We start from the raw sequence: 22,889 nt of genomic DNA, 5'->3' as shown, positions 1-22,889 counted from the left end.
GTGAGATACTGAGATCATGACGAACAACACTGATGAAACCACGAAAGACCTGGCGGAACGCGGGTCAAATCGCAGCCACCGACCAAATTCGGCCGCATTCAAAGAGTTCATGGGCTCAAACTGGGGTGAGCGCCCCCCGCTGCTAACCGAGACGGCGCCGGTGGCCCAGTATTTAGCATCGCGTCACCACGAGGCCGGGGCCCCCTTTGCCGGTGAACGGCTGGTGATTCCGGCGGGATCACTGAAGACCCGCAGCAACGACACCGACTACCGGTTCCGGGCTCACTCGGCCTTCGCCCACCTGACCGGACTCGGTGGAGAGATGGAACCGGACTCGGTGCTGGTGCTGGAGCCGGTCGAGGAAGACGGCCAGGTCACCCACCAGGGGGTGCTGTACTTCCAGCCGCGGGCGTCGCGCTCGTCAGAAGAGTTTTATGCGGATTCGCGCTACGGCGAGTTCTGGGTGGGTGCCCGCCCGTCGCTGGACGAAATGGAACTGTTCACCGGGCTGAAGTGCGCTCCGATCGACACGTTGAAGGACGCCCTGGCGAAGGACGCCGGTTTGGTCCAACTGCGGGTGCTGCCGCAGGTGGACGCCACGGTGGAAGCCCTGGTGAACGAGGTGCGGGTCCAGGCGGGGCTGCCGGCCGGCGCGGACGCGGTGGCCCAGGACGCGGCCCTGGTTGAGCACCTGTCAGAGCTTCGCCTCCAGAAGGACCAGTTCGAGGTGGCCGAGCTGCAGCGGGCCGTCGACGCCACCGCCCTCGGGTTTGAACGCATCATTCGTGAGCTGCCCCGGGCCGTGGGCCACCGTCGGGGCGAGCGCGTGATTGAGGGGGCTTTCGCCACCGCCGCCCGGGAAGAGGGCAACGGACTGGGGTACGAGACGATCGCGGCGGCCGGCAACCACGCCAACACGCTGCACTGGATGGATAACTCCGGCCAGGTGCCCGCTGACGCTCTGGTGCTGGTGGATGCCGGGGTGGAGATCGACTCCCTCTACACCGCGGACATCACCCGGACGCTGCCCGTCTCCGGCAAGTTTGGCCCCACCCAGGCCAAGGTCTACCAGGCGGTGCTGGACGCGGCCGAGGCGGCCCTGGTTCGGGCCGGGGAGCCCGGCTGCCGCTTCCGCGACGTCCACCAGGCCGCGATGGAAGTGATCGCGCAGCGGCTGGAAGAGTGGGGGATCCTCCCGGTGACTGCGGCCGAGTCGCTGGCACCGGAAGGCCAGCAGCACCGGCGGTGGATGCCGCACGGCACCTCCCACCATCTGGGCCTCGACGTACACGACTGCGCCCAGGCGCGCCAAGAAATGTACCAGGACGCGGTGCTGCAGCCCGGCATGGCCTTCACCATCGAACCGGGACTCTACTTCCGGGCCGACGACCTGGCGGTCCCCGCGGAGTTCCGCGGGATCGGGGTGCGGATCGAGGATGACGTCGTGGTGGAGGCGGACGGTTCGGTTCGCCGCCTGAGCGAGGATATCCCCCGGACCATCGCGGATGTGGAAGATTGGATGGCCCGAATCTGGGCCCAGTAGGACACAAAAAGAACCGGGTGGGTACCCTTCAGGGTCCCACCCGGTTCTGCCGTTAATCGTCAGTCGGGGGTCGGGTCTCCGCTTCGGAGTGTTCGGCCTCCGGGGCCGGGGAACCCGCCGGGGCGGAGTCCTCGGCCGGTTTCGGGGCCGACTCGCCCGACACCTCAGACAGGCGCACCCCGAACCGAGGCTTCTCATCGGGCCGGGAACCGTACTCCGTTGGACCGGTGGACGCTTCCGGCCGGCGAACCCGGCGCCGCTGCACCCGGTTCAGGTTTCCCTGCGATCCCTGCAGCAACTGATATGCGCGATCCGTCTGTTCGGACACCAGCAGGGCGTAGCGCGTCGCCACCAGCTGGGACTGGGCGGCAAACGACCGGCGCCCCCGCTGGCCCGACCAGGACAGGACCGCGGTCAACATCCCCACCCCAATGCCGGCCCCAATGGCCAGCAGCGGAATGATCACCGAATACTTGTCGGCAAACAGCATCACCATCAGGGCCAGCAGCAACCCCCAGCTGAGGCCCTGGCCCGCCCCCACCAGTGCCACGCGAGCGGGGGTCACCTTGCCAACCACCCGCTCGACCATGTGCAGGTCGGTGCCGACAATGCTGACCGACTGAAGCGGGAATTGGGATTCCGCCAGCGCGGCCACCGCCGCCACCGCCTGGTCGTACTGACTGTACGATGCCACCTCGGTGCCGGTGGGTAGCGTCGGCATTTCTCGGCTCACGGCGCGGTTGTTGCTCATCGGCTTTTCTCCTCAAACTGGCCGCCGCGATTGCGGCTGCCCCTCACGTTCCAGATTACGGGGTGGCGGCCCTCTTGGCGACGTGTGTTTGTTCGCCGGTGGCCAAGCCCGCCCCGACTGTGACGTACCTTGTTCGTCACCCGCCCACCGAGGCCCTAACATGGAGGCATGGCCCTGACAGAAGACACGATTCTCGAAGTACTCGCAAAAGTCCAAGATCCAGAAATTCATCGCCCCATCACCGACCTGAAAATGGTCAACTCGGTCGCCATCGACGGTGGTCAAGTTACGGTCGAAATTCTGCTCACCACCCCCGGCTGTCCGCTGAAATCTACCATTACGCGCGACGTGGAACAGGCCGTCCAGGCTCTGCCCGAGGTGGAAAGCGTCGAAGTAAAAATGGGTGTGATGGACGACGACCAAAAACGGGAACTGCGAGAATACCTGACCGGCCATAAGGAACGGGACATTCCCTTCTCGCAACCGGGCTCACTGACCCGGGTCATCGCGGTCACCTCCGGCAAGGGCGGGGTGGGCAAGTCCTCCGTCACCGCGAACCTGGCGGTGGGACTGGCCGCGCAGGGATTGAAGGTCGGGGTCCTCGACGCGGACATCTACGGCTTCTCGCTGCCGCGCATGCTCGGTATCACCAACCAGCCTCAGTCCATCGACGGAATGATCATCCCCCCGATTGGCGCGGGCGGAGTGAAAGTCATTTCCATCGGGATGTTTGTCCCCGAAGGCCAACCGGTAATTTGGCGCGGACCGATGCTACACCGCGCGCTGCAGCAGTTCCTGGCCGACGTTTTCTGGGGTGACCTGGACGTGCTGCTGCTGGACATGCCCCCCGGCACCGGCGACGTCGCCATTTCCATTGCCCAGCTGCTTCCGGGCTCGGAGATTCTGATTGTCACCACCCCGCAGGTGGCGGCGGCCGAGGTGGCGGAGCGTTCCGGCTCCATCGCCAGCCAAACTAACCAGCGGGTGATCGGGGTGGTTGAGAACATGTCCTACCTGACGCAGCCGGATGGCTCGCGCCTGGACCTGTTTGGCTCGGGCGGAGCGGACATGGTTTCGGCTCGGCTGGGAAAGCTCCTCGGCTACCCGGTGCCGGTGCTCGGTCAGGTTCCCCTCGACATTGCGCTGCGCGAGGGTGGGGATGCGGGCCAGCCCGTGGCCCTGTCCCCGGAAAGCACTCCCGCGTCCGAGGCGTTTGACGAGCTCAGCGGCAAACTGGCCCAGCAGGCCCGCGGCCTGGCGGGTCGCCCGTTGGGAGTGTCCCCGCTCTGATCGGCGGCGTTGATCCTCGGTTGGGTCTCCGCGCAGGCGAACAACCCACTAGAATCTAGCTAACGGCCCGGTTCCGCCGAGCCGAGGTGAGCAGAGCGCCTCGTCCATCTCATTTCCAAAGGAGCAGCCATGGCCCGCGACATCGCCCAGGTGTGGGACTTTTGCGAGAACTACGTGTCCGAACCGGAACCGATGGTACGGGCCCGCGAAGTGGCCTTGGAGCTGGGGGCAGACCCGGTCAGTCCGGGAACCGGGGCGCTGCTGCGCACCCTGGCCGCCACCCGCGACGCCCGGGCGGTAATTGAGATCGGAACCGGCGCCGGGGTCGGCTCCCTCTGGCTGCTGGCGGGCATGAACCCGGACGGGGTGCTGACCACCATCGATCCGGAGGGCGAGTTCCAGCGGGCGGCCCGGGCCAACTTCCGTCAGGCCGGAATTGCCTCGCACCGGTCCCGGTTCATCAACGATCGGGCCCTGGACGTGCTGCCGCGGATGGCAGAGGATGCCTACGACCTGGTGGTGATTGACGGTCCGGCGGAGGAAACCCCCCAGTACCTGGACCACGCGGCTCGGATGCTGCGCCGCCAGGGGATTCTGGTGGTAGTCAATGCGCTGTGGAATGGAAACGTGGCCAACCCGGCCAAGCGCGACATGAACACGGTGATTATGCGGGAGATGACTCGCGCCCTCCTCGAGTCGGAGCAGTTCGTCTGTTCACTGCTGCCGATCGGAGAGGGCGTCGAGGTGGCGGTTCGGGTCTAGGTCCCGGATTCTTCAGCCAGCTAGATGGCGGCCGACAGGGCGGCGGCCAGGGCTTCCGCCTCGTCCGGTGTCAGCTCAATGACTAGGCGGCCACCCCCTTCGCTGGGGATCCGCATGACAATACCCCGCCCCTCTTTGGTGGCTTCCAGGGGGCCGTCCCCGGTGCGGGGTTTCATCGCTGCCATGGTTAACTCCTCACTGCAGATGGGCACGGCACACGCCAGTGCTCTTCTATTCTACCGCTGAGGACACAAACCGGCATGAGATAAGGGCTCCCACCCGGGACCGGGGCGGTTTCTTGCGCCTAGCTTTGGCCGTTCTTCTCCATGAACTCGAAAATGGTCGCAACCGCCTCCTCAGCGGTGTCGACGATGGTAAAGAGGTGCTCATCCCCGGGGGAAATCAGCCCTCCCTCACGCAGTCGGTCCCGAATCCAATCCGCCAGCGGCCCCCAGAAATCGCGGCCCACCAGCACGATCGGGAAGGATCCGATCTTGCCGGTCTGGACCAGGGTCAGGGCTTCAAACAGTTCATCGAGGGTGCCAAAGCCACCGGGCAGGGCCACGAAGGCACGGGAGTAGCGGACGAACATGACTTTGCGGGCAAAGAAGTAGCGGAAGTTGACCCCCAGGTCCACCCACTTGTTGATCCCCTGCTCAAACGGCAGCTCAATCCCAAGTCCAACCGAGATCCCGCCGGCCTCGTGCGCACCCTTGTTGGCCGCCTCCATTACGCCCGGTCCGCCACCGGTGATGACCGCAAATCCGCGTTCCGCAATCAGGCGACCGAGTTCCTCCCCCAACTGGTATTCGGGGCTACCCTCCCGCGAGCGGGCCGAGCCAAAGACACTGACAGCGTTGCCCAGCTCCATCAGGGCGCCGAACCCCTCGACAAACTCTGCTTGGATCCGGAGCACGCGCCAGGAGTCTTGCCGGCGCGACTGCAGCAGTTCGGTGTCGGCGGTCGTGGTGGGAATTTGCTCCCCCCGCATGATTGCCGAGCCGCTTCGATACGACCGTCTTGCTTTGCTCATTGCCACCTCCAGAAGTTGATTGCACAGAACATTGTTGCAGACAAGCTGCAACCACCCCGCCAAACATACCTTCAACAGGTAAAACCGGTAACGTAGGGTCATGGAAAATTCACCTGGTATTGACAATCCATTTGCTTTGGCCCAGCAGGCCGCTGACGCCCTGCGTGAGCGCTCCGGGGTCGAGAAATACGACATCGCCCTGGTGCTCGGCTCCGGTTGGGGTGAGTCGGCCGACCTGATCGGCACCACCCTGAGCGAAGTGCCGGCCGCGGAGATTCCCGGCTTCCACGCTCCGGCGGTGGCGGGTCACAACGCGAGCCTGCGCACGATCCGGGTCGAGGAAACCGGCAAGATTGCACTGGTCCTGGGCTCTCGCACCCACTATTACGAAGGCCGCGGGACCCGCGCGGTCGCCCACGGGATGCGCACGGCGGCTGCGGCCGGTGCCACCCAGGTGGTGCTCACCAACGGTTGCGGCGGGCTCAACCCCAGTTGGGCTCCGGGCCAGGTCGTGCTGATCCGCGACCACATCAACCTGACCGGGGCCACCCCGCTCGAGGGCGCCACCTTCGTGGACCTGACCGACCTGTACTCCACCCGACTGCGCACCTTGGCGCACACCGTCGACCAGACTCTGCCCGAAGGCGTCTATGTTCAGTTCCCCGGGCCCCAGTACGAGACTCCGGCCGAGGTGAAAATGGCCGGCGTCATCGGCGGCGACCTGGTCGGGATGTCGACCACCCTCGAAGCGATTGCCGCCCGCGAAGCCGGAATGGAAATCCTGGGCCTGTCGCTGATGACCAACCTGGCAGCCGGCATCGGCACCGAACCCCTGTCGCACAAAGAAGTAATCGAGATTGGCCAGGCGGCCGCTCCGCGGATCGCGAAGCTGCTCGCCCAAATCGTCAACCGCATGTGAGGAACCAATGACGAACTACAACCGGGAAGAAATCGAGCGGTGGATCACGGATGATCCCGACGAAACCACCGCCGCTGAAATCCAAGCACTCCTAGACCAGGCGGACGCAGGCTCGGAAGCCGCCGCCGAAGATCTGGCCGACCGGTTCGCCGGCAGCCTGACCTTTGGCACCGCCGGCCTGCGCGGTCACCTCGGTGGGGGCCCCAACCGGATGAACCGGGCCGTGGTCCTGCGGGCGGCCGCCGGGCTGATGAAGTTCCTGCAGCAGAAGCTCCCCGACGGCTACACCGTGGTGGTGGGCTACGACGCGCGCTACGGCTCGCGCCAGTTCGCCCTCGACACGGCCGCGGTGGCCGAAGCCAACGGAGGCCACGCGCTGATCTTCGACTCGGCCCTGCCGACCCCGCTGACCGCCTTCGCCCTCCGCCACCTGGATGCCGATGCCGCGGTGATGGTGACCGCCTCCCACAACCCACCCGAGGACAACGGGTACAAGGTTTACCTGGGCGGGCGAGTCGTCCAGGACTCGGGGCAGGGAGCCCAAATCGTTCCCCCCTACGACCAGGAGATTTTTACCGCCATCCAGTCGGTCCCCTCGGTGGCTTCAATTGCCCGGGCCGAATCCGGGTGGGAGTGGCTCGGGTCGGAGCTGGTGGACCGGTACCTGGCTCGCATTCAGGAGCTAGTCCAACCCGGACCCCGCGACCTGCGGATCGTGGTCACCTCCATGCACGGGGTCGGGGGCGAAACCATGCTGGCCGCCCTGGACCGGCTCGGGTTCACCGACGTCACCGCCGTGCCCGAGCAGCAGCAGCCGGATCCGGACTTCCCCACCGTCGCCTTTCCCAACCCGGAGGAGCCGGGCGCCCTGGACTTGGCGATGGCACTGGCTGCCAAACTGGACGCCGACATTATCCTGGCCAACGACCCGGACGCCGACCGCTCCTCGGCAGCCATTCCCGACCCGAGCGCACCCGGCGGGTGGCGCCAGCTCTCCGGAAACGAAGTTGGGGGACTCCTCGGCGAGCAGACGGCAGCCGAACTGGCCGGACAGTCCGAGGCGGTGCTGGCCAACTCGCTGGTTTCCTCGCGCCTACTGTCCCGGATTGCGGCGCGCTACGGGCTCCAGCACCGGCGCACCCTGACCGGATTCAAGTGGATTTCTCGCGTGCCCGGCCTGGTGTACGGCTTCGAAGAGGCGCTGGGCTACTGCTGCGACCCAAACTACGTCCGGGACAAAGACGGGATCTCCGCCTCCTCCCGGCTGGCGGCGCTGGCAGCGCAGCTCAAAGCCGACGGCTCCTCCATTCAGGAGATGCTGGACCGGCAGGCGCGCGAGTACGGCCTGCACGCCACCGCTCCCCTGACGATCCGGGTCGATGACCTGTCGCTGATTGCCCAGGGGATGGCGAACCTGCGCGCGCAGGGGATCCAAACGATCGCCGGTTCCCCGGTGGTGGAGACGGTGGACCTGGCCACCGGCAGTGACGAGTTGCCCCCCACGGACGGTCTGCTCTACCTAACCGAGGCCGGCGACCAGGTGGTGGTGCGCCCCTCGGGCACCGAACCGAAGTTGAAGTGCTACATCGAGAGCATCGTCCCGGTCGAAGGTGACGACGTCGCCTCGGCGCGCGCCGTTGCCACGGAGCGCCTGGAAGCCATCAAGGTGGACATGCGGGCGGCGATGGGAATCTAGCTTCTCTCCTCTGCCGCTGAGAGCCCCGACCTGTTCGTGCAGGTCGGGGCTCTTCTGTCGCTTAGAAACTGCTCGGGCAAGGCCTTGACCTGGGCGTTCATCCAAAATCGAGACTGAGGACTTCCGTCCCTGTTAGCTTCCCCTAATTGTCCACACAATCCGAAAAATGGCCTGCAAGGCTGTGCACAGAGGCAACCGGAGGCTGCAACTTATCTCATTTCTTCCTATTCTGAAGGGGACGGTCTTTCATCGCTGAAAGAGCTCATCCAACCCAACAACTCGAGGCCAACAATGCACTTTGCAGCTTCCGACGACACCCATCGACCCTCCCGCTCCCGCCTGGCCAAAGGCGCCCTGCTCGGCACCTTTGTCCTACTGTTTCTGGGCGCCTGCTCCGGCAGCGGAGCCCCACCCGGATCCGGGGAGGTGCACGGCGGCGAGGCCAGTTTGGAGCTGCCGGACCTGAACGCGGCCCTCACCTGGGCGGGGTGGGGTGGACGGACGGTCCTGTGGGTGGCGCTGGCAGTTTGCCTGATCGGATTCGCCTTCGGGATTGTCAACTACATGCGTCTGCAGCGCCTACCCGTGCATCGGTCGATGCTGGAGATCTCAGAGCTGATCTACACCACCTGCAAGGCCTACCTGCTCAAGCAGGGTCGCTTCCTCCTGATCCTCTGGGTCTTCATCACCGCGGTGATCGTGGTCTACTACAAGGTCCTGGTGAACTTCCCCTGGGGCCGGGTGCTGACCATCGTGCTGTTCTCCCTGCTGGGGATGGCCGGCTCGTACTCGGTGGCGTGGTTCGGGATCCGGGTCAACACCTTCGCCAACTCCCGGACCGCGTTCGCGTCGCTCCGGGGCAAACCCCTGCCGCTGCACCAGATTCCCCTGCGGGCCGGAATGTCGATTGGGATGGTCCTGATCTCGCTGGAACTGTTCATGATGCTGCTGATCCTGCTGATTTTGCCCCCCGAGATTGGCGGGGCCTGCTTCATCGGCTTTGCCATCGGTGAGTCGCTGGGCGCCTCGGCGCTGCGGATTGCCGGCGGGATCTTCACCAAGATTGCGGACATCGGGTCTGACCTGATGAAGATCGTCTTCAAGATTGACGAGGACGACCCCCGCAACCCCGGCGTGATTGCCGACTGTGTGGGCGACAACGCCGGCGACTCGGTCGGCCCCTCGGCGGACGGCTTCGAGACCTACGGCGTCACCGGGGTAGCCCTGGTCACCTTCATCATCCTGGCGGTGCCCGACCCGGCCATGCAGGCCCTGCTGCTGGTCTGGATTTTCGTCATTCGCGCGGCCATGCTGATCGCCTCCGGAATCGCCTACTGGGCCAACGCCGCCTGGGTCTCCCACCGCTGGCGCCACGCCTCGCAGATGAACTTCGAAACCCCGCTATCCTCGCTGGTTTGGGTCACCTCCGTCATCTGCATCGGTTTCACCTTCGGGATGACCGGCCTGATCCTGGGCGGGGCTCACTCGGGCCTCGGCTGGAAGCTGGCCACCATCATCAGCTGCGGGACCCTGGCCGGCGCCCTGGTGCCGGAACTGGTCAAATCCTTCACCTCCACCAAGTCCCGCCACGTGCGCGAGACGGTGAAGAGTTCGCGCGAGGGGGGCGCCTCCCTGAACATCCTGTCCGGAGTGGTGGCCGGCAACTTCTCCGCCTACTGGCTGGGGCTGGCCATCGTTGGGCTGATGTCGGTCGCCTTCATCATTTCCGAGACGGGCCTCGGCGACTTCATGCAGGCCCCTGCCGTCTTCGCCTTCGGTCTGGTGGCGTTCGGGTTCCTGGGGATGGGACCGGTGACGATCGCGGTCGACTCCTACGGGCCGGTCACCGACAACGCCCAGAGCGTCTACGAGCTCTCCCAGATCGAGCAGGTCCCCGACGTCAACGCTGAGATCAGCCGCGACTTCGGGTTCACCCCCGAATGGGACCGAGCCAAGCTGATGCTGGAAGAGAACGACGGCGCCGGCAACACCTTCAAGGCGACGGCCAAGCCGGTGCTGATTGGTACCGCGGTGGTGGGTGCAACCACGATGATCTTCTCAATCATCATCGGCCTGACCAGCGGCCTGAGCGAAAACTTGGACAAGCTCTCCATCATGCACGCGCCGTTCCTCCTGGGATTCATCCTGGGCGGCGCGGTCATCTTCTGGTTCTCGGGCGCCTCAATCCAGGCGGTCACCACCGGGGCCTACCGCGCGGTGGAGTTCATCAAAGCCAAGATCAAGCTGGACCACACCTCGAAGAAAGCCAGCACGGCGGACTCTCGCCGCGTGGTGGAGATCTGCACCGAATACGCCCAGCAGGGGATGCTCAACGTCTTCCTGGCCGTCTTCTTCCTGACCCTGACCTTCGCCTTCATCGAGCCGTTCCTGCTGATCGGATACCTGATGTCGCTGGCCATCTTCGGCCTCTACCAGGCCATCTACATGGCCAACGCCGGTGGAGCCTGGGACAACGCCAAGAAGGTGGTAGAGACGGACCTGCATGCCAAAGGCACCGCTCTGCACGACGCCACCATCGTGGGTGACACGGTCGGGGACCCGTTCAAGGACACCTCCTCGGTCGCCCTGAACCCGGTCATCAAGTTCACCACCCTGTTCGGCCTGCTGGCCGTCGAACTGGCCGTCAGCTTGACCGGCCAGGGACAGCAGGTGCTGGTCCACGTCCTCGCGGCCGCGTTCTTCCTGGTCGCCAACTTCTTCGTCTACCGGTCCTTCTACGGGATGCGCATTCGCACCACCAGCGAGGAAGAGAACCCCGAGGGCGAATCGCTCCCGGAGACTCCCCTCCCCGAAGGTACCCGCCAGTCCACCACTCAGAGCGGAGCATAACCATGAAAATTGCGGTCAAACGAGCGGCAACAGAGATAGACGAGGCGGGAAACGTCGCCGGGCACGAGGCGGGCGACACCCTGACCCGGCGCTTCCTCCGGATCTTTCCCGGCGCCCAAATTATCGGCCCCGAGCGCCGAGCCGGCAACGGGTTCGAGGTGGTGCCTCTCAGTCAGATTGATCCCCGGGACACCGTCATCGTCAACTTCGACGTCTACGACTCCCCCACCATTTGGAACGACCTATACCTGAGCACCGGCCACCAACCCAAGGTGATGAACTTCCTCTGGTGGCCGCTGTCGCAGTTGGAGACGCCGGCCCAGCAGGCCACGACGGCACTCTCGTGCGGGCTGTTCCCAACCTTCGCCAACTCGCGCCGCACGGCCGGTGAGATCACCGAACTGGTCCGCCGCCTGACGGTGCAGCCGATCTACGAGCAGATGACGCTCGGGTGGGTGAACCTCGGGTTCCGCCTCGACCACGTCCAGCAACGCCGGGACACCGAGGTGCCGATCGTCGAGTACCCGGCCATCTACCTGAACTCGCTGAAGCGGCCCGAGCTGTTCATGGAGATACTGGAGCGGGTCCACCAGCGCACCCCGGTGCAGGTGGAGATGCGGCTGGAGGAGTCGAACCTGGTCAGTGAGAAGGCGATGCGCTTCTCGCGCCTGCCGTGGGTGTGGGTGGGCCCGCTGACCTCGTCGCGGACCTCCTACTGGGAGGCGCTCTCGCGGACAACAGCCCTGCTGGCTACCGCCTCCGAGGAGTCCTACGGCCTGGCCTACGTGGAGGCGCTTGGGGCCGGGGTGGTCGGGGTCTTCCCCGACCTGGACTGGGCGCGCGCGATTTTGCCGCCCGAGTACCCGTTCTTCTACCAGTCCAAGGTGGAGGCCGAGGAGATGCTCTACCGCGCGGTCACCGACCCCGACGGGTGCCGGGCAGAGATGGACCGGGCGGTGGGCGGCTCCTTCGTGGAGTGGATCAGCCAGCACCACTCGGACGCCACCTTTGACCGGGAAGTGCAGGACTTCGTCGCCCAGACGTTCGCCGACTAGCGCAAACCGGATACCGGGGCCCAATCCCAATCGGGGTTGGGCCCCGCTCTCATCCCGGGTATGCCAAAGGCTCCCTCCGAAGAGGGAGCCCGGCTTGGTTGGTTACTTCCAGTCCGCCAAAATGGCGGCAGAGGCCGAGAGGCCCAGGCGGGACGCACCCGCCTCGATCATCTCGGCAGCGGCTTCGGCCGTCCGGATTCCGCCGGACGCCTTGACTCCCAGTCGATCGCCGACCGTTTGACGCATCAGGCGAACGGCGTGAGCGGACGCGCCCCCGGCCGGGTGGAACCCGGTCGAGGTTTTCACGTAGTCGGCTCCCGCCGCTTCGGCAGCCCGGCAGGCCGCGACGATTTCGTCGTCGGTCAGCACCGCGGACTCAATGATGACTTTCAGCAGCACCTCGGGGGCGGCTTCGCGGACGGCGCGAATGTCGTCCTCAACTGCCTGCCAGTCCCCCATTTTCGCCCGGCCCAGGTTGATGACCATGTCCACCTCGTCCACGCCGTTAGCGGCGGCAGCAGCGGCCTCGGCCGCCTTCACCGAGGAGTCGTGCGCCCCGGAGGGGAACCCCGCTACGCAGGCAACCGCCAACCCGGCCGGCGCCTCGACCGGCAGCAGCGACGGCGACACGCAGACCGAGAAGGTCCCCAGCCGCGCCGCTTCCTCCACCAGTGCCTCGACGTCGGAAACGGTCGCCTCCGGCTTCAGTAGGGTGTGATCGATCATGTGCGCAACCTGGTCGCGCGTCAACCGTTCTGACATCTACATTCCCTCTTTTCTAGTTTGAAATCTTGTCGAGGACGACCGGCACCGACTCGGGCTGGCTGGGGCCGATCTCAAAGGATCCGTCCAGCGCCTCGATCGAGCGCTCAAATCGCTCTGGGGTGTCGGTGTACAGGGTCAGCAGCGGCTGTCCGGCCACCACCTTGTCCCCGGGCTTGGCGTGCATTCGCACGCCGGCAGCCGCCTGGACTTTCTCTCCCTGGGCGGCGCGGCCCGCTCCGAGGCGCCACGCGCACACCCCGACGCCCCACGCATCCAGCCGGGTCAGGTAACCCGACTCGGGGGCGGTGATCACCTCCGAATGCTTGGCCACCGGGAGCGGTGCGTCCGGGTCTCCACCCTGGGCAGAGACCATCTGCCGCCAGCGATCCATCGCCCGCCCGTCGCGCAGGGCCGCGCGAACGTCCTGGTCGGGCTTTCCCGCCAGGCGCAGCATCTCCTCGGCCAGAGCCACGGTCAGGTCGACCACGTCCTGGGGCCCACCCCCGGCCAGCACCTCGACCGACTCTTCCACTTCCAGCCCGTTCCCGGCGGTCAGACCCAGCGGGGTATCCATGTTGGTCAGCAGCGCGCTGATGTTGACGCCGGCGTCCACCCCCAGGTCGACCATGGTCCGAGCAAGTTCGGCGGCCTCCGCGCGGGTCTTCATGAAGGCCCCGGAACCAACCTTGACGTCCAAAACCAGGGCTTTGGTGCCCTCAGCAATCTTCTTGGACATGATCGAGGTGGCAATCAGGGGGATGGTGTCGACCGTGGCGGTGACGTCACGGAGCGCGTACAGCTTCTTGTCGGCCGGGGCCAGCCCCTTGCCAGCCGCACAGATCACCGCCCCCGGACCGGCCAGGATCTCCATGATCTCTTCGTTGGACAGGTCGGCGCGCCAACCGGGGATGGCCTCCATCTTGTCCAGCGTGCCCCCGGTGTGGCCGAGGCCCCGCCCTGAGAGCTGCGGGACGGCCACGTCGAAGGCCGCCACCAGCGGCGCCAGCGGGAGGGTGATCTTGTCCCCCACCCCACCGGTCGAGTGCTTGTCGGCGGTGGTGCGCGGCAGGGCGGAAAAGTCCATCCGCTCACCCGAGTTGATCATGGCGTTGGCCCAGGTGGAGATCTCCTGTCGGTTCATTCCCCGCAGGAAGATCGCCATTGCCAGCGCAGACATTTGCTCGTCCGCCACCACGCCGCGCGTGTAGGCGTCGATTACCCAGTTGATTTGAGCGTCAGAGAGCACCCAGCCGTCACGCTTAGTCCGAATCACGTCCACAGCGTCGAACAGTTCGCTCGCCATCATTTACCCTCCTGCTTTGCATCCAGGTCTGCCGGCCCAAACCCTCCGGGGAGCACCTCGTCGATCGTCATCCGACCGGCAGGCATGGCCAGCACCAGTTCCGGGGCGGCGTGCTCGAAGAGGAGTTGGCGGCACCGGCCGCAGGGAGCGGTGGGTTCGGACTGCGAGTTGACGCAGGCGAAGGCCACCAGCTTCCCGCCACCGGTGTTGACCAGTTCTGAGATCAGTCCACATTCGGCGCACAGCGCCACGCCGTAGGCGGCGTTCTCAACGTTGCACCCCGTGATCATTCGGCCGTCGTCAACGAGCGCGGCCGCCCCCACGGGGAACTTCGAATACGGGCAGTAGGCCCGCTCCATCGCCGATACTGCCAGACGATGAAGCTCGGCCCACTGGTCCTCAGTTACTGTCACGGATACGGTTTCCCTTCCTCAGCTGGCGGTCGAACCGCGCCGACGAAGCCGGCCACCGCCAAAATGGTGACGATGTAGGGCGTCATCAGCACGTACTCGGCCGGGATTGGCGCCCCCACCGACTGCATGACGATCCCCAGGCTGGTCGCGAACCCGAACAGCAGCGAGGCGGCCAGCGCCCCGGTCGGGTTCCAGCGACCCAGAATCATGGCCGCCAGGGCGATAAAGCCGTTGCCGGCAGCCATGTCCTTCGAGAAGGCCAGGTCCTGGCCAATGGTGAAGACCGCGCCGCCCAGACCGGCCAGGGCCCCACCCAGCAGCACCGAGTGCCACCGGATCGAGTTGACCTTGATTCCGACGGTGTCGGCGGCCTTCGGCTTCTCACCCGAGGCCCGCACGCGCAGACCCCAGCGGGAGTTGAACAGCATGAACTGCATGATGATCACGGCCGCGTACATCAGGTACACGAGGATGGTCTGGTTGAACAGCACCGGCCCAATCACCGGGATGTCGGCCAGCACCGGGATCCGGATGATCGGCAGTCGCATCGGCTGGTTCAGGTGCGGTGAGTTCTTCAGCAGGGTGGAGAACAGGAACGAGGTCAGCCCCAGGGCCAACATGTTCAGCACCACGCCGACGACGATGTTCTCGGTCCGGAAGGTGATGGTGAACCACGCCAGCAGGACCGCCAGGCCCATGCCCGCCAGGGGAGCCCCAATCAGGCCGACCCAGGAGGTGCCGAACATGGAGCCGACCAGGACCCCGGCGAAAGCACCGAGCAGCAGCTGGCCTTCAATCGCAATGTTGATCACGCCGGAACGCTCGTTGACGACGCCGGCCAGCGCGCCAAACACCAGCGGGGTGGCAAACATCAGCCCGCCGGAGAGCAGCGACACCAGCGGCAGGTTGGCGGTGGGGCGGTCAGCCACCATCCAGACCAGGAAGGTGATCACGAACGCGACCCCAACCAGTCCCAGCAGCCAGGCCGACACCTTCTTGCGACCGATGGCCCGAACCCAGATCAGGACCGTGACCACCGCGGCGATCGCGACCATCAGCCAGCCGGTGGTGGCGGCCGGAATGGTCCAGACCCCACCTTCAAACCAGGTGGTCGCCTTGTTGAACGAAATATTTGAGTACCCCTTAGAGAAGAGGGTCAGGATCAGAGTCAGGACCGTCATGATCGCCGAGACGACCGGGTCGCGCCACTGAATCGGGAGAGTGACCTGTTGCTGGTTCACGCCACCGCTCCTTCCTTGGAGGCGGAAACCTCCACCTTTTCAACGGTCTGTTGGTCCTGTTTCCTTCGCTGACGCATCCACCTGACGGCCTCGGATCCGGCGATCATCAGCACGATGATGGCCTGGGTGATCTGGACAATGTCAACGGGAATGCCCGCGGAAGACTGCATCAGGGCCCCGCCGGCGTTCAGTGCGCCAAACAGCAACCCGGCGAAGAACACCCCCATCGGGCGCGACTTACCCAGCAGCGCCACCGTGATGGCGTCGAAGCCGATGGTGCCGGCCAAACCTACCGACAGCCCCTTTTCCGTCCCCAGGACGGGTGCGGTGGCGGCCAGGCCGGCCAGGGCCCCCGAGAGGACCAGGGTCAGCATCATGGTCCGCTTCACGTTGATACCTGCGGTGTTGGCGGCTTCGGGGTTGGCCCCGGCCGCCCGCAGCTCAAACCCGAAGGTGGAGCGGTCCAGCAGCCACCAGAGGAAGACGGCCGCCAGGATCGCGACCAGGAATCCGAAGTGAAGGCGGAAACCCGACCCCATCAGCAACGGGTAGACCGCATTGGGGCCAACCGGCATCGACTTGCCGGCATATCCGGTTCCGTGGAAGGCCTCCGTGTTCAGCAGGGCTTGAAGTAATAGCAGCGCAATCGAGTTCAACATGATCGTCACGATCACCTCGTTGGCCCCGAGTTGAGCCTTGAGAATGCCCGGGATGAAGCCCCAGAGGGCACCGCCGATCACGGCCGCCAGGATGGCGACCAGCAGGTGCACCACCGGGGGCAGGTTCAGGGCCAGGCCGACGTAGCCACCGAAGATGGCGCCGAGGATGATCTGCCCCTGCACACCGATGTTGAACAGGCCAGCGGTGAAGGACAGGGCGATAGCCAGACCGGCGATGATCAGCGGGATGGCCCGCACAATCGACTCGGTGGCGGGGCGAATCGCCTTGGCAAAGGTGGGCTGGGTCCAATCGAAGATCGCTCCGCGCACCAGGGCGGAGAAGAAACTGCTGAAGGCCCGTCCAGCTTCGGAGAAGAAATCACCGGGGCGCTGGAAGAAGTAGCCCATGGTCGCCTGGACCTGCGGGTCGAAGAAGACCACGATCAGGGCGCCGATGACCAGCGCACCTAAAATAGCCAGGGCGACCGTGCCCGCGCTGGGGCTGAAGAAAGTGCGAATAATTTTCTGGACCCAGTTGGTGGTCTCGTCCGCGTGGCCCTGACCGGGCGCAGGCGGATCGACGGGCGCCAGCGTTGCCGCGTTGCTCATTTATTTGCCTCCTCGTAGGGAACGCCAGCCATCATCAGACCCAGGACGTTGCGATCGGTGTCCGCCGGGACAATGCCGACCACCCGGCCGCGATACATGACCGCAATCCGGTCCGCCAGGGAGGTGACCTCATCCAACTCGGTGGAGACCACCAGGACGGCGGTCCCGTTGTCGCGAGCCTGCACGATCCGCTGGTGGACGAACTCAATTGAGCCCACATCCAGGCCGCGGGTCGGCTGCGCTGCCACCAAAATGTCGATGGGGCGGGACAGTTCGCGCGCCAAAATGGCCTTCTGCTGGTTTCCGCCCGACAGGGTGGAGATGGGATCGTGCACCGAGGTCACCCGGACGTCGAACTCTTCGCGGAGCTTCTCAGCATTCTCACCCACCACCTGGGGGTGCATCTGCATCCCGGTGGCAAAGGGCTTTTGGTCGTAGACGTCGAGGATCATGTTCTCTGCAATCGAGAACGTGGCAATCATCCCGTCTTTGGAGCGGTCCTCCGGCACGTAGCCCAGGCCGGAACGGAGCCGCTGCTTGATCCCGGTGGAAGCCACATCCTTGTCCCCAAACAGGATCCGGCCCCCGGCGGGTGCGGTCGATCCCAGGATCACCTCGCACAGTTCGGTCTGACCGTTGCCCTGCACGCCGGCGACACAGAGGATTTCCCCGCGACGGACCTCGAAGGAGACCCCGTCCAGGGAGGTGTGACCGGTGTCTTCGATGACGGTGACGTTGTCCAGGGTGAGCTGAGCTTCGGCAGGTTGAGCCGGTTCCTTGTCGACCCCCAGGTCGACCGGACGGCCCACCATTAGCGAGGCGAGGTCCTGCTCCGAGTCGGTCGGCTTGGCTTCACCGACCACTTTGCCGCGCCGGATCACCGTGATCTTGTCGGCCACGGCCCGAACTTCCCGCAGCTTGTGGGTGATGAAGACAATGGAGGTGCCGCTGGCCTTGAGCTGGCGCATGATCTCGATGAGTTCATCGGTTTCCTGCGGGGTCAGCACCGCGGTCGGCTCATCCAGAATCAGCACTTCGGCATCGCGCGACAGTGCCTTGATGATCTCCACCCGCTGCTGGACCCCAACTGGAAGGTCTTCAATGTAGGCGTCCGGATCAATGTCGAACCCGAACCGGTCCGACAGCTCCTTCACTTTCTGGCGCGCCTTCTGATGATTGATCACCCCCAGAGGGCCCACCGGCTCGTACCCGAGGGCCACCGACTCGGCCACGGTGAAAACTGGGACCAGCATGAAGTGCTGGTGCACCATGCCAATCCCGACCGCCACCGCGTCGCCGGGGCCCTGGAAGCGGACCGGTTTGCCATCAATCAGAATCTGACCTTCGTCGGGCTGGTACAGCCCGTAGAGAACGTTCATCAGCGTGGACTTGCCGGCGCCGTTCTCACCCAATAGGGCATGGATTTCACCAGGTTCAACCTGCAGGCTGATCTGGTCGTTTGCCACTAAGGGTCCGAAGACCTTAGTGATGCCCTCCAGCTCAAGTTTCACTTTCTCTCCTTCTGGGGGAGTTGTGGTGCGCAAACACCTCTTTGTGATTTCGTCCCATCCACTTTACCGGACTTGTTGCGCACACGCGGGGGAAGAAAGAGGGAGCCACCGGGGTGACTCCCTCTTCACTAGATGATTGCCGTTTACTTCGGAGCGTTGACAGTCTCGACAACAATCTTGCCGTCGATGATGTCCTGCTTCAGCTGGTCAATCTCGTCCTTGATTTCCTGCGGGACAACGTCCTCGAACTCGTGCCACGGGGCAATGCCGACGCCACCGTTTTCCAGGGTGCCAATGTAGGGGTTGGCATCGAAGGAGCCGTCCTGAACCGCCTTGATGGTGTCGAACACGGCGTTGCCGATGTCCTTCATCACCGAGGTGAGGATGATGTCCTTGTACTCGGGCTGGGTCTCAACGCCGTCGGCGTCAACCCAAACCACCCAGGTGTCAGCCGAATCCTTGGCCGCGGCCAGGGTGCCGGCGCCAACCGGGCCAGCCACGGGCATGATGACGCGAGCGCCCTGCTCGATCAGCTGCTCGGTGAACTGCTTGCCCTTGGGCACATCTTCGAAGTTGCCGACAGCCATGCCTTCCTGCTTGGCCTTGTCCCAGCCAACCAGTTCGACGTCCTTGCCGTGGACCTCGTTGTACTTGGCGATGCCGTCCGCGAAGCCGTCCGCGAAGATAGCGGTGGTCGGCAGGTTGGCGCCCAGGTAGGTGCCGACCTTGTCGGTGGTCATCGCAGCAGCCGCGTAGCCGGCCAGGTAGGAGGCCTCAGCGGTGTTGAACACCAGGGCCCGAGCGTTGGGCAGACCGTCGACGCCCTCGGCCTGGGAGGCGAAGGTCGAGTCAACCAGGGCGAACTTAACGTCCGGGTGCTCGGCCGCAGCCTGATCCATCGCGTCGGCCATCAGGAAGCCAACACCGATGATGATGTCGCAGCCACCCTGAACCATGTTGTTGATGTTCGGGACAAAGTCCTGGTCGCTCTGGGATTCGGCCTGGTCGACCGCAACGCCCAGTTCGTCCTTGGCGCGCATCAGGCCCTCGTGACCGGACTGGTTGAACGACTTGTCGTCAAAGCCACCCGAGTCAGAGACCATGCAGGCCTTCACATCGCTGCTGGGCGCGGCACCCGCGTCCGACTGAGTGGTGTCACCGCTCGGAGAGCTCTGCTCTGCCGGGGCCTGCCCACAAGCGGCCAGAGACAGCGCCGCAACAGCCGCAATGGCTCCAAACTTTAGCGTGTTCTTCACTTATTTCCTCCAAAGTTATTTTTTGGGACGAGAATCTCTGCCAGGCGATTCACGTCGGTGAACCATAATATCCCGGTCGACGCCGGTTTTCAGCGGTTCCTACTGTTCTTCCAGGGAAACGCAACCGATCTGTGATCGACCCTGTGAGCATTGTTACACTCAAGCCCAACCCAGCCCTAGACGAAGGTCTCTAGATTAGGCTATTGGTCCCAGTTTCTCGCAGCCGATCAACGATCTCTTTCACTTCCTGCGCCTGCTCCAAGTCCAGCACCAACAGCGCATCGGGCGTGTCAACCACCCCGATCCCGGTCAGTCCCAGCACTTCAACGTGGCGCTCGGACAGGATCAGCGGGTCGTTCCCCCGCAGGCGTGCCACCGCGGCGAAGTCGCCAATGTCGGACCAACCCAGATTCGGCGAGGTGCGCACCACCGCCACCTGCCCGCGGGCCGCCATCGGCTCGGCCAGGGCGTAGTCAATCGCAATTCGGGTCAGTCGGTCCCAGTGTTCCGCCCGGATCTGCCCGTTCTCCCCCGTTTCCACCAGTGTCTTCAGGTGGCGCCGGGCAATGGCTCGCAGCTGCGTGTCCATCGCCGGTAACTCGGCCGCCAACCCCGCGGCAATGGTCCCCGCCTCCGCCACGAAGATGCCCGCGTTCCACAGGTAGCCGGCGGCCACATATTCGGCAGCTCGCTCCTCGTCCGGCTTTTCCACAAAGCGGCGGACGGCGGACAACTCCTCCTCCCCGTCCGGCTCAATGTAACCGAAGGCGGTCGAGGGCTCGGTGGGAACAATCCCGAGGGTGGTCAGGAGGCCGGAGCGGGCCCCCTGCTCGGCCAGACTCAAAGCCGCTTCGAACGCCGCTCGGTCCTCGATCACGTGGTCCGCGGCGAAGGACCCCACCAGGGCACCGTCCCCGTAGCGCTCGCGAATGATGTAGGTGGCCAGCCCGATCGCCGCCATCGAGTCGCGCGGGCTGGGCTCAATCAGAATCTCACCGGGGAAAGGGTTGTCGCCGTGTTCGGTCAGGTCCGGAAGCTGGCGGCGCACCTCCTCGTAGTGCTGGGGCCCGGTCACCACCGTGATGGTGAGCGCCATCTCGCGAAGCCGATCAAAAGTCTCCTGCAGCAGCGTCTGCCCGCGACCGAGCGGGTCCAGCAGAAACTTGGGCTGACTTTGGCGAGACAGCGGCCACAGGCGAGTGCCGGCGCCTCCGGCCGGAATGATGGCGTGCAACATGGGTTCCTCTTTCGGTCGAGACGTCTCTGATTCTAACGGCCAAACTGACCGAGAGGGCCACCAGCAGGACGCCGCGCACCACCAGGCCCACGGTAGCCACCCAGGCGGGTCCATTAAAGAGGTAGTCGTAGAACAGCGGGTAGGTCAGCCCGGTCAGGAAGCTGATCACCAGCACTGCTGGAATCCACCACCTGGGCAGTGGACGCCGAGCCACCAGCCACAGCACAGCGAACGCTGGCAGGGCCCACATCAGATACTGCGGGGAGAACACCTTGTTGACCGCCAGCAGCGTCCAGAGCACCCAGTTGACGGCGAGCGCCACCGCGGTCACACTTCGGTGCCGGCCCACCCACCAGGCCAGGGCCAGGACCGCCGCAAGGAACAGCACCCACAGAACCGAGCCAACCGCCAGGGTGGCCTGGACTCCAGGTCCCGTGAAATCAACCGAGTTGTTGTCGGAGAGCCCCGCCTCCCACCGGTCGGTGAACAGGCGCGCAACCAGGATCCACAGGGCCAGCAGCGCCTCAATATGGAGGCCGCGTTCACCCTGCCAGGTAAACGGAGACAGGAGCCGCTCCGGCCCGGCTATCGCCAGGCACACCCCGACCACCAGCACCGCCGAGAGCAGGGCCGGCCACAGGCGCCGCCACTTCCAGCCACCGAGCGGCCAAATCAGGACCGGCCAGACTTTCAACGCGGTCCCGGCCGCCAGCAGCACCGACCAGCGGACCGGTCGGGCGTAGTTCCACAGGGCCAGCGCCACCAGCAGCCCGGGCCAAAGGTCGAAGCGAAACAGGCTGAGGGGTCCGGCCGCGGCCAGGCCGGCCAGCCAGATCAGCGCCGGCCGCTCCCCCACCCGCCACAGCGCCCAGGCAAAAACCAGGCACAGGGCGGCGTTCACCAGCCAGAAGACGTTGAAGTAGGCCGGGAAGGTGGAGACGAACAGCGTCGGAAGCCACAGGAGAATGGCCGCCGGGAGCGGATACTCCGGCAGAACCGGGCCGAAGCCGTGCTCGGGCACCAGGTTGACGTAAGCCCAGTAGTAGCCCACGTCGGTTTCGATCGTCCCGCGCGGCGTCAGCGTCCACCAAAGCAGTTGCACCACCACCACGGCCAGGGCGGCAAAGACCGGAACCAGTTTTCTCACCTGGCCAGAATAGCCGGTGGTGGCCGAGTTACACGGCCGGTCGGCCGGCCCGGGCTGTGGATCGGGCCGCGAGCACCTGGCCCGGAAACGCCAAACCCGCCCCCAATCAAGTTGGAGGCGGGCTGGATGCGAGTTGACTACTCGGCAGCCTCTTCGGTGGCGGCTTCTTCTTCCGCCTCGGCAGCCAGGGCCAGGATAGAGACGACGTCGCGGTCGGCGGGGGTTTCGGCAATCACGTCGGCCGGCAGCTTCAGGTCTTCCACGCGAACGATGGCGCCTTCTTCCAGGCCGTCCAGGGACACCTCGATGTGCTCGGGGATATCGGTGGCCGGGGCCGAGATCAGCAGGAAGAACTCTTCCTGCTGATGCTGGGTACCGGGGGCGGATTCGCCAGTCAGCACCAGCGGCACCTCAACCTGGACCTTTTCGTCGGCGCGGACGGCCAGCAGGTCAATGTGCAGGATGTTCCGGCGCACCGGGTGCACCTGCACGTTCTTGACCAGCACCAGCTGCTGCTTGCCGTCGTACTTGACGGTGACAACCGCGTTGGCGTTGTCCTTGACGATCAGGAAGGCCTCGTGGCCGGGCAGGTCCAGGTGGACGGGATCAATGCCATGACCGTACATGACGGCCGGGACCAGGCCCGCGCGGCGCGAACGACGAGCGGCACCTTTTCCGGTTTCGGTGCGCAACTGCGCCAAAAGAACGTTGGTCTGCTCTGCCATGAGAGCTCCTCTCTACGGGTGGGACATCCTTGGTTCACCCGGCAAAAGCACTCCCTGTCGATAACGGAGGAAACCTCCCTCGCCGGGGCAACTGTTACATTGTAGCGGAAAACTGCGCCCGCCT

20 protein-coding genes are annotated in these 22,889 nt (G+C 65.1%); 7 read left to right on the top strand and 13 right to left on the bottom strand.

Annotation, left to right across the window (positions count from 1 at the left end):
* Window positions 1-16 precede the first annotated feature (16 nt).
* Window positions 17-1,543: an aminopeptidase P family protein gene (locus SAC06_RS03505; protein WP_350258831.1), complete on the top strand. Its 1,527-nt coding sequence runs from the start codon at window positions 17-19 to the stop codon at window positions 1,541-1,543.
* Between the two features lie 52 nt (window positions 1,544-1,595).
* Here the strand turns inward: SAC06_RS03505 and SAC06_RS03500 are convergent, their stop codons facing one another.
* Window positions 1,596-2,294: a general stress protein gene (locus SAC06_RS03500; protein WP_350258830.1), complete on the bottom strand. Its 699-nt coding sequence runs from the start codon at window positions 2,292-2,294 to the stop codon at window positions 1,596-1,598.
* 168 nt (window positions 2,295-2,462) lie between these two features.
* Here SAC06_RS03500 and SAC06_RS03495 point away from each other — a divergent pair, with 168 nt between their 5' ends.
* Both SAC06_RS03495 and SAC06_RS03490 read left to right on the top strand, forming a co-directional pair.
* Window positions 2,463-3,584 (top strand): Mrp/NBP35 family ATP-binding protein, encoded by a 1,122-nt coding sequence (locus tag SAC06_RS03495; RefSeq protein WP_350258829.1) that lies wholly within the window; start codon window positions 2,463-2,465, stop codon window positions 3,582-3,584.
* Between the two features lie 129 nt (window positions 3,585-3,713).
* A complete protein-coding gene (locus tag SAC06_RS03490; RefSeq protein WP_350258828.1) occupies window positions 3,714-4,346 on the top strand; it encodes an O-methyltransferase in 633 nt (210 codons plus the stop codon).
* A gap of 20 nt (window positions 4,347-4,366) precedes the next feature.
* Here the strand turns inward: SAC06_RS03490 and SAC06_RS03485 are convergent, their stop codons facing one another.
* Window positions 4,367-4,531 (bottom strand): DUF3117 domain-containing protein, encoded by a 165-nt coding sequence (locus SAC06_RS03485; protein ID WP_350258827.1) that lies wholly within the window; start codon window positions 4,529-4,531, stop codon window positions 4,367-4,369.
* A gap of 119 nt (window positions 4,532-4,650) precedes the next feature.
* Window positions 4,651-5,379, bottom strand: coding sequence for a TIGR00730 family Rossman fold protein (locus SAC06_RS03480; RefSeq protein ID WP_350258826.1), 729 nt, complete (start codon window positions 5,377-5,379; stop codon window positions 4,651-4,653).
* 100 nt (window positions 5,380-5,479) lie between these two features.
* On the opposite strand from SAC06_RS03480, the gene SAC06_RS03475 reads away from it, so the two are divergent.
* From SAC06_RS03475 to SAC06_RS03460, 4 genes are all read left to right on the top strand, one after another.
* A complete protein-coding gene (locus SAC06_RS03475) occupies window positions 5,480-6,298 on the top strand; it encodes a purine-nucleoside phosphorylase (RefSeq protein WP_350258825.1) in 819 nt (272 codons plus the stop codon).
* A 7-nt stretch (window positions 6,299-6,305) separates the two neighbouring features.
* Window positions 6,306-7,994 carry a phospho-sugar mutase gene (locus SAC06_RS03470; protein ID WP_350258824.1) on the top strand — a complete coding sequence of 563 codons (1,689 nt, stop codon included), beginning with the start codon at window positions 6,306-6,308 and terminating at the stop codon, window positions 7,992-7,994.
* Window positions 7,995-8,285: 291 nt separating this feature from the next.
* Window positions 8,286-10,844: a sodium-translocating pyrophosphatase gene (locus SAC06_RS03465; RefSeq protein WP_350258823.1), complete on the top strand. Its 2,559-nt coding sequence runs from the start codon at window positions 8,286-8,288 to the stop codon at window positions 10,842-10,844.
* Between the two features lie 2 nt (window positions 10,845-10,846).
* Window positions 10,847-11,899, top strand: a complete 1,053-nt coding sequence (locus tag SAC06_RS03460; protein ID WP_350258822.1) for a glycosyltransferase family 1 protein — start codon at window positions 10,847-10,849, stop codon at window positions 11,897-11,899.
* Window positions 11,900-12,001: 102 nt separating this feature from the next.
* Here the strand turns inward: SAC06_RS03460 and deoC are convergent, their stop codons facing one another.
* The 10 genes from deoC to SAC06_RS03410 all read right to left on the bottom strand — a co-directional run bounded on the left by deoC (window position 12,002) and on the right by SAC06_RS03410 (window position 22,765).
* Window positions 12,002-12,661, bottom strand: a complete 660-nt coding sequence (gene deoC, locus SAC06_RS03455) for a deoxyribose-phosphate aldolase (protein ID WP_350258821.1) — start codon at window positions 12,659-12,661, stop codon at window positions 12,002-12,004.
* A gap of 16 nt (window positions 12,662-12,677) precedes the next feature.
* Window positions 12,678-13,970, bottom strand: a complete 1,293-nt coding sequence (locus SAC06_RS03450; protein ID WP_350258820.1) for a thymidine phosphorylase — start codon at window positions 13,968-13,970, stop codon at window positions 12,678-12,680.
* On the bottom strand, window positions 13,967-14,380 hold the full coding sequence (locus SAC06_RS03445; RefSeq protein ID WP_350258819.1) for a cytidine deaminase: 414 nt from the start codon (window positions 14,378-14,380) through the stop codon (window positions 13,967-13,969). Before SAC06_RS03445 ends, SAC06_RS03450 begins: the two co-directional genes overlap by 4 nt.
* Window positions 14,377-15,621 (bottom strand): ABC transporter permease, encoded by a 1,245-nt coding sequence (locus SAC06_RS03440; RefSeq protein ID WP_350258818.1) that lies wholly within the window; start codon window positions 15,619-15,621, stop codon window positions 14,377-14,379. The genes SAC06_RS03445 and SAC06_RS03440 overlap by 4 nt, the downstream gene beginning before the upstream one ends.
* Window positions 15,618-16,889, bottom strand: a complete 1,272-nt coding sequence (locus SAC06_RS03435; protein WP_350258817.1) for an ABC transporter permease — start codon at window positions 16,887-16,889, stop codon at window positions 15,618-15,620. Before SAC06_RS03435 ends, SAC06_RS03440 begins: the two co-directional genes overlap by 4 nt.
* Window positions 16,886-18,400 (bottom strand): ABC transporter ATP-binding protein, encoded by a 1,515-nt coding sequence (locus SAC06_RS03430; RefSeq protein WP_350258816.1) that lies wholly within the window; start codon window positions 18,398-18,400, stop codon window positions 16,886-16,888. Before SAC06_RS03430 ends, SAC06_RS03435 begins: the two co-directional genes overlap by 4 nt.
* A 143-nt stretch (window positions 18,401-18,543) precedes the next feature.
* Entirely contained in the window at window positions 18,544-19,656 is a 1,113-nt protein-coding gene (locus tag SAC06_RS03425) for a BMP family ABC transporter substrate-binding protein (protein WP_350258815.1), read from the bottom strand.
* 190 nt (window positions 19,657-19,846) lie between these two features.
* Window positions 19,847-20,842: a mannose-1-phosphate guanylyltransferase gene (locus SAC06_RS03420; RefSeq protein WP_350259147.1), complete on the bottom strand. Its 996-nt coding sequence runs from the start codon at window positions 20,840-20,842 to the stop codon at window positions 19,847-19,849.
* On the bottom strand, window positions 20,766-22,040 hold the full coding sequence (locus SAC06_RS03415; RefSeq protein ID WP_350258814.1) for a hypothetical protein: 1,275 nt from the start codon (window positions 22,038-22,040) through the stop codon (window positions 20,766-20,768). The genes SAC06_RS03420 and SAC06_RS03415 overlap by 77 nt, the downstream gene beginning before the upstream one ends.
* Before the next feature lie 137 nt (window positions 22,041-22,177).
* Window positions 22,178-22,765 carry a 50S ribosomal protein L25/general stress protein Ctc gene (locus SAC06_RS03410; RefSeq protein ID WP_350258813.1) on the bottom strand — a complete coding sequence of 196 codons (588 nt, stop codon included), beginning with the start codon at window positions 22,763-22,765 and terminating at the stop codon, window positions 22,178-22,180.
* Window positions 22,766-22,889: the final 124 nt, after the last annotated feature.

It is taken from the genome of Scrofimicrobium sp. R131, from assembly GCF_040256745.1.
Lineage (GTDB): Bacteria > Actinomycetota > Actinomycetes > Actinomycetales > Actinomycetaceae > Scrofimicrobium > Scrofimicrobium appendicitidis.
This window is presented reverse-complemented; position numbering and strand designations above follow the sequence as displayed.

Excerpts from the sequence above, each read along its gene's own strand:
- SAC06_RS03465 (WP_350258823.1), top strand. The coding sequence starts at position 8,286 with ATGCACTTTGCAGCTTCCGACGACACCCATCGACCCTCCCGCTCCCGC.
- SAC06_RS03485 (WP_350258827.1), bottom strand. The coding sequence starts at position 4,531 with ATGGCAGCGATGAAACCCCGCACCGGGGACGGCCCCCTGGAAGCCACC.
- SAC06_RS03410 (WP_350258813.1), bottom strand. The coding sequence starts at position 22,765 with ATGGCAGAGCAGACCAACGTTCTTTTGGCGCAGTTGCGCACCGAAACC.
- SAC06_RS03500 (WP_350258830.1), bottom strand. The coding sequence starts at position 2,294 with ATGAGCAACAACCGCGCCGTGAGCCGAGAAATGCCGACGCTACCCACC.
- SAC06_RS03450 (WP_350258820.1), bottom strand. The coding sequence starts at position 13,970 with ATGATGGCGAGCGAACTGTTCGACGCTGTGGACGTGATTCGGACTAAG.
- SAC06_RS03480 (WP_350258826.1), bottom strand. The coding sequence starts at position 5,379 with ATGAGCAAAGCAAGACGGTCGTATCGAAGCGGCTCGGCAATCATGCGG.
- deoC (WP_350258821.1), bottom strand. The coding sequence starts at position 12,661 with ATGTCAGAACGGTTGACGCGCGACCAGGTTGCGCACATGATCGATCAC.
- SAC06_RS03435 (WP_350258817.1), bottom strand. The coding sequence starts at position 16,889 with ATGAGCAACGCGGCAACGCTGGCGCCCGTCGATCCGCCTGCGCCCGGT.
- SAC06_RS03495 (WP_350258829.1), top strand. The coding sequence starts at position 2,463 with ATGGCCCTGACAGAAGACACGATTCTCGAAGTACTCGCAAAAGTCCAA.
- SAC06_RS03490 (WP_350258828.1), top strand. The coding sequence starts at position 3,714 with ATGGCCCGCGACATCGCCCAGGTGTGGGACTTTTGCGAGAACTACGTG.
- SAC06_RS03470 (WP_350258824.1), top strand. The coding sequence starts at position 6,306 with ATGACGAACTACAACCGGGAAGAAATCGAGCGGTGGATCACGGATGAT.
- SAC06_RS03505 (WP_350258831.1), top strand. The coding sequence starts at position 17 with ATGACGAACAACACTGATGAAACCACGAAAGACCTGGCGGAACGCGGG.
- SAC06_RS03475 (WP_350258825.1), top strand. The coding sequence starts at position 5,480 with ATGGAAAATTCACCTGGTATTGACAATCCATTTGCTTTGGCCCAGCAG.
- SAC06_RS03460 (WP_350258822.1), top strand. The coding sequence starts at position 10,847 with ATGAAAATTGCGGTCAAACGAGCGGCAACAGAGATAGACGAGGCGGGA.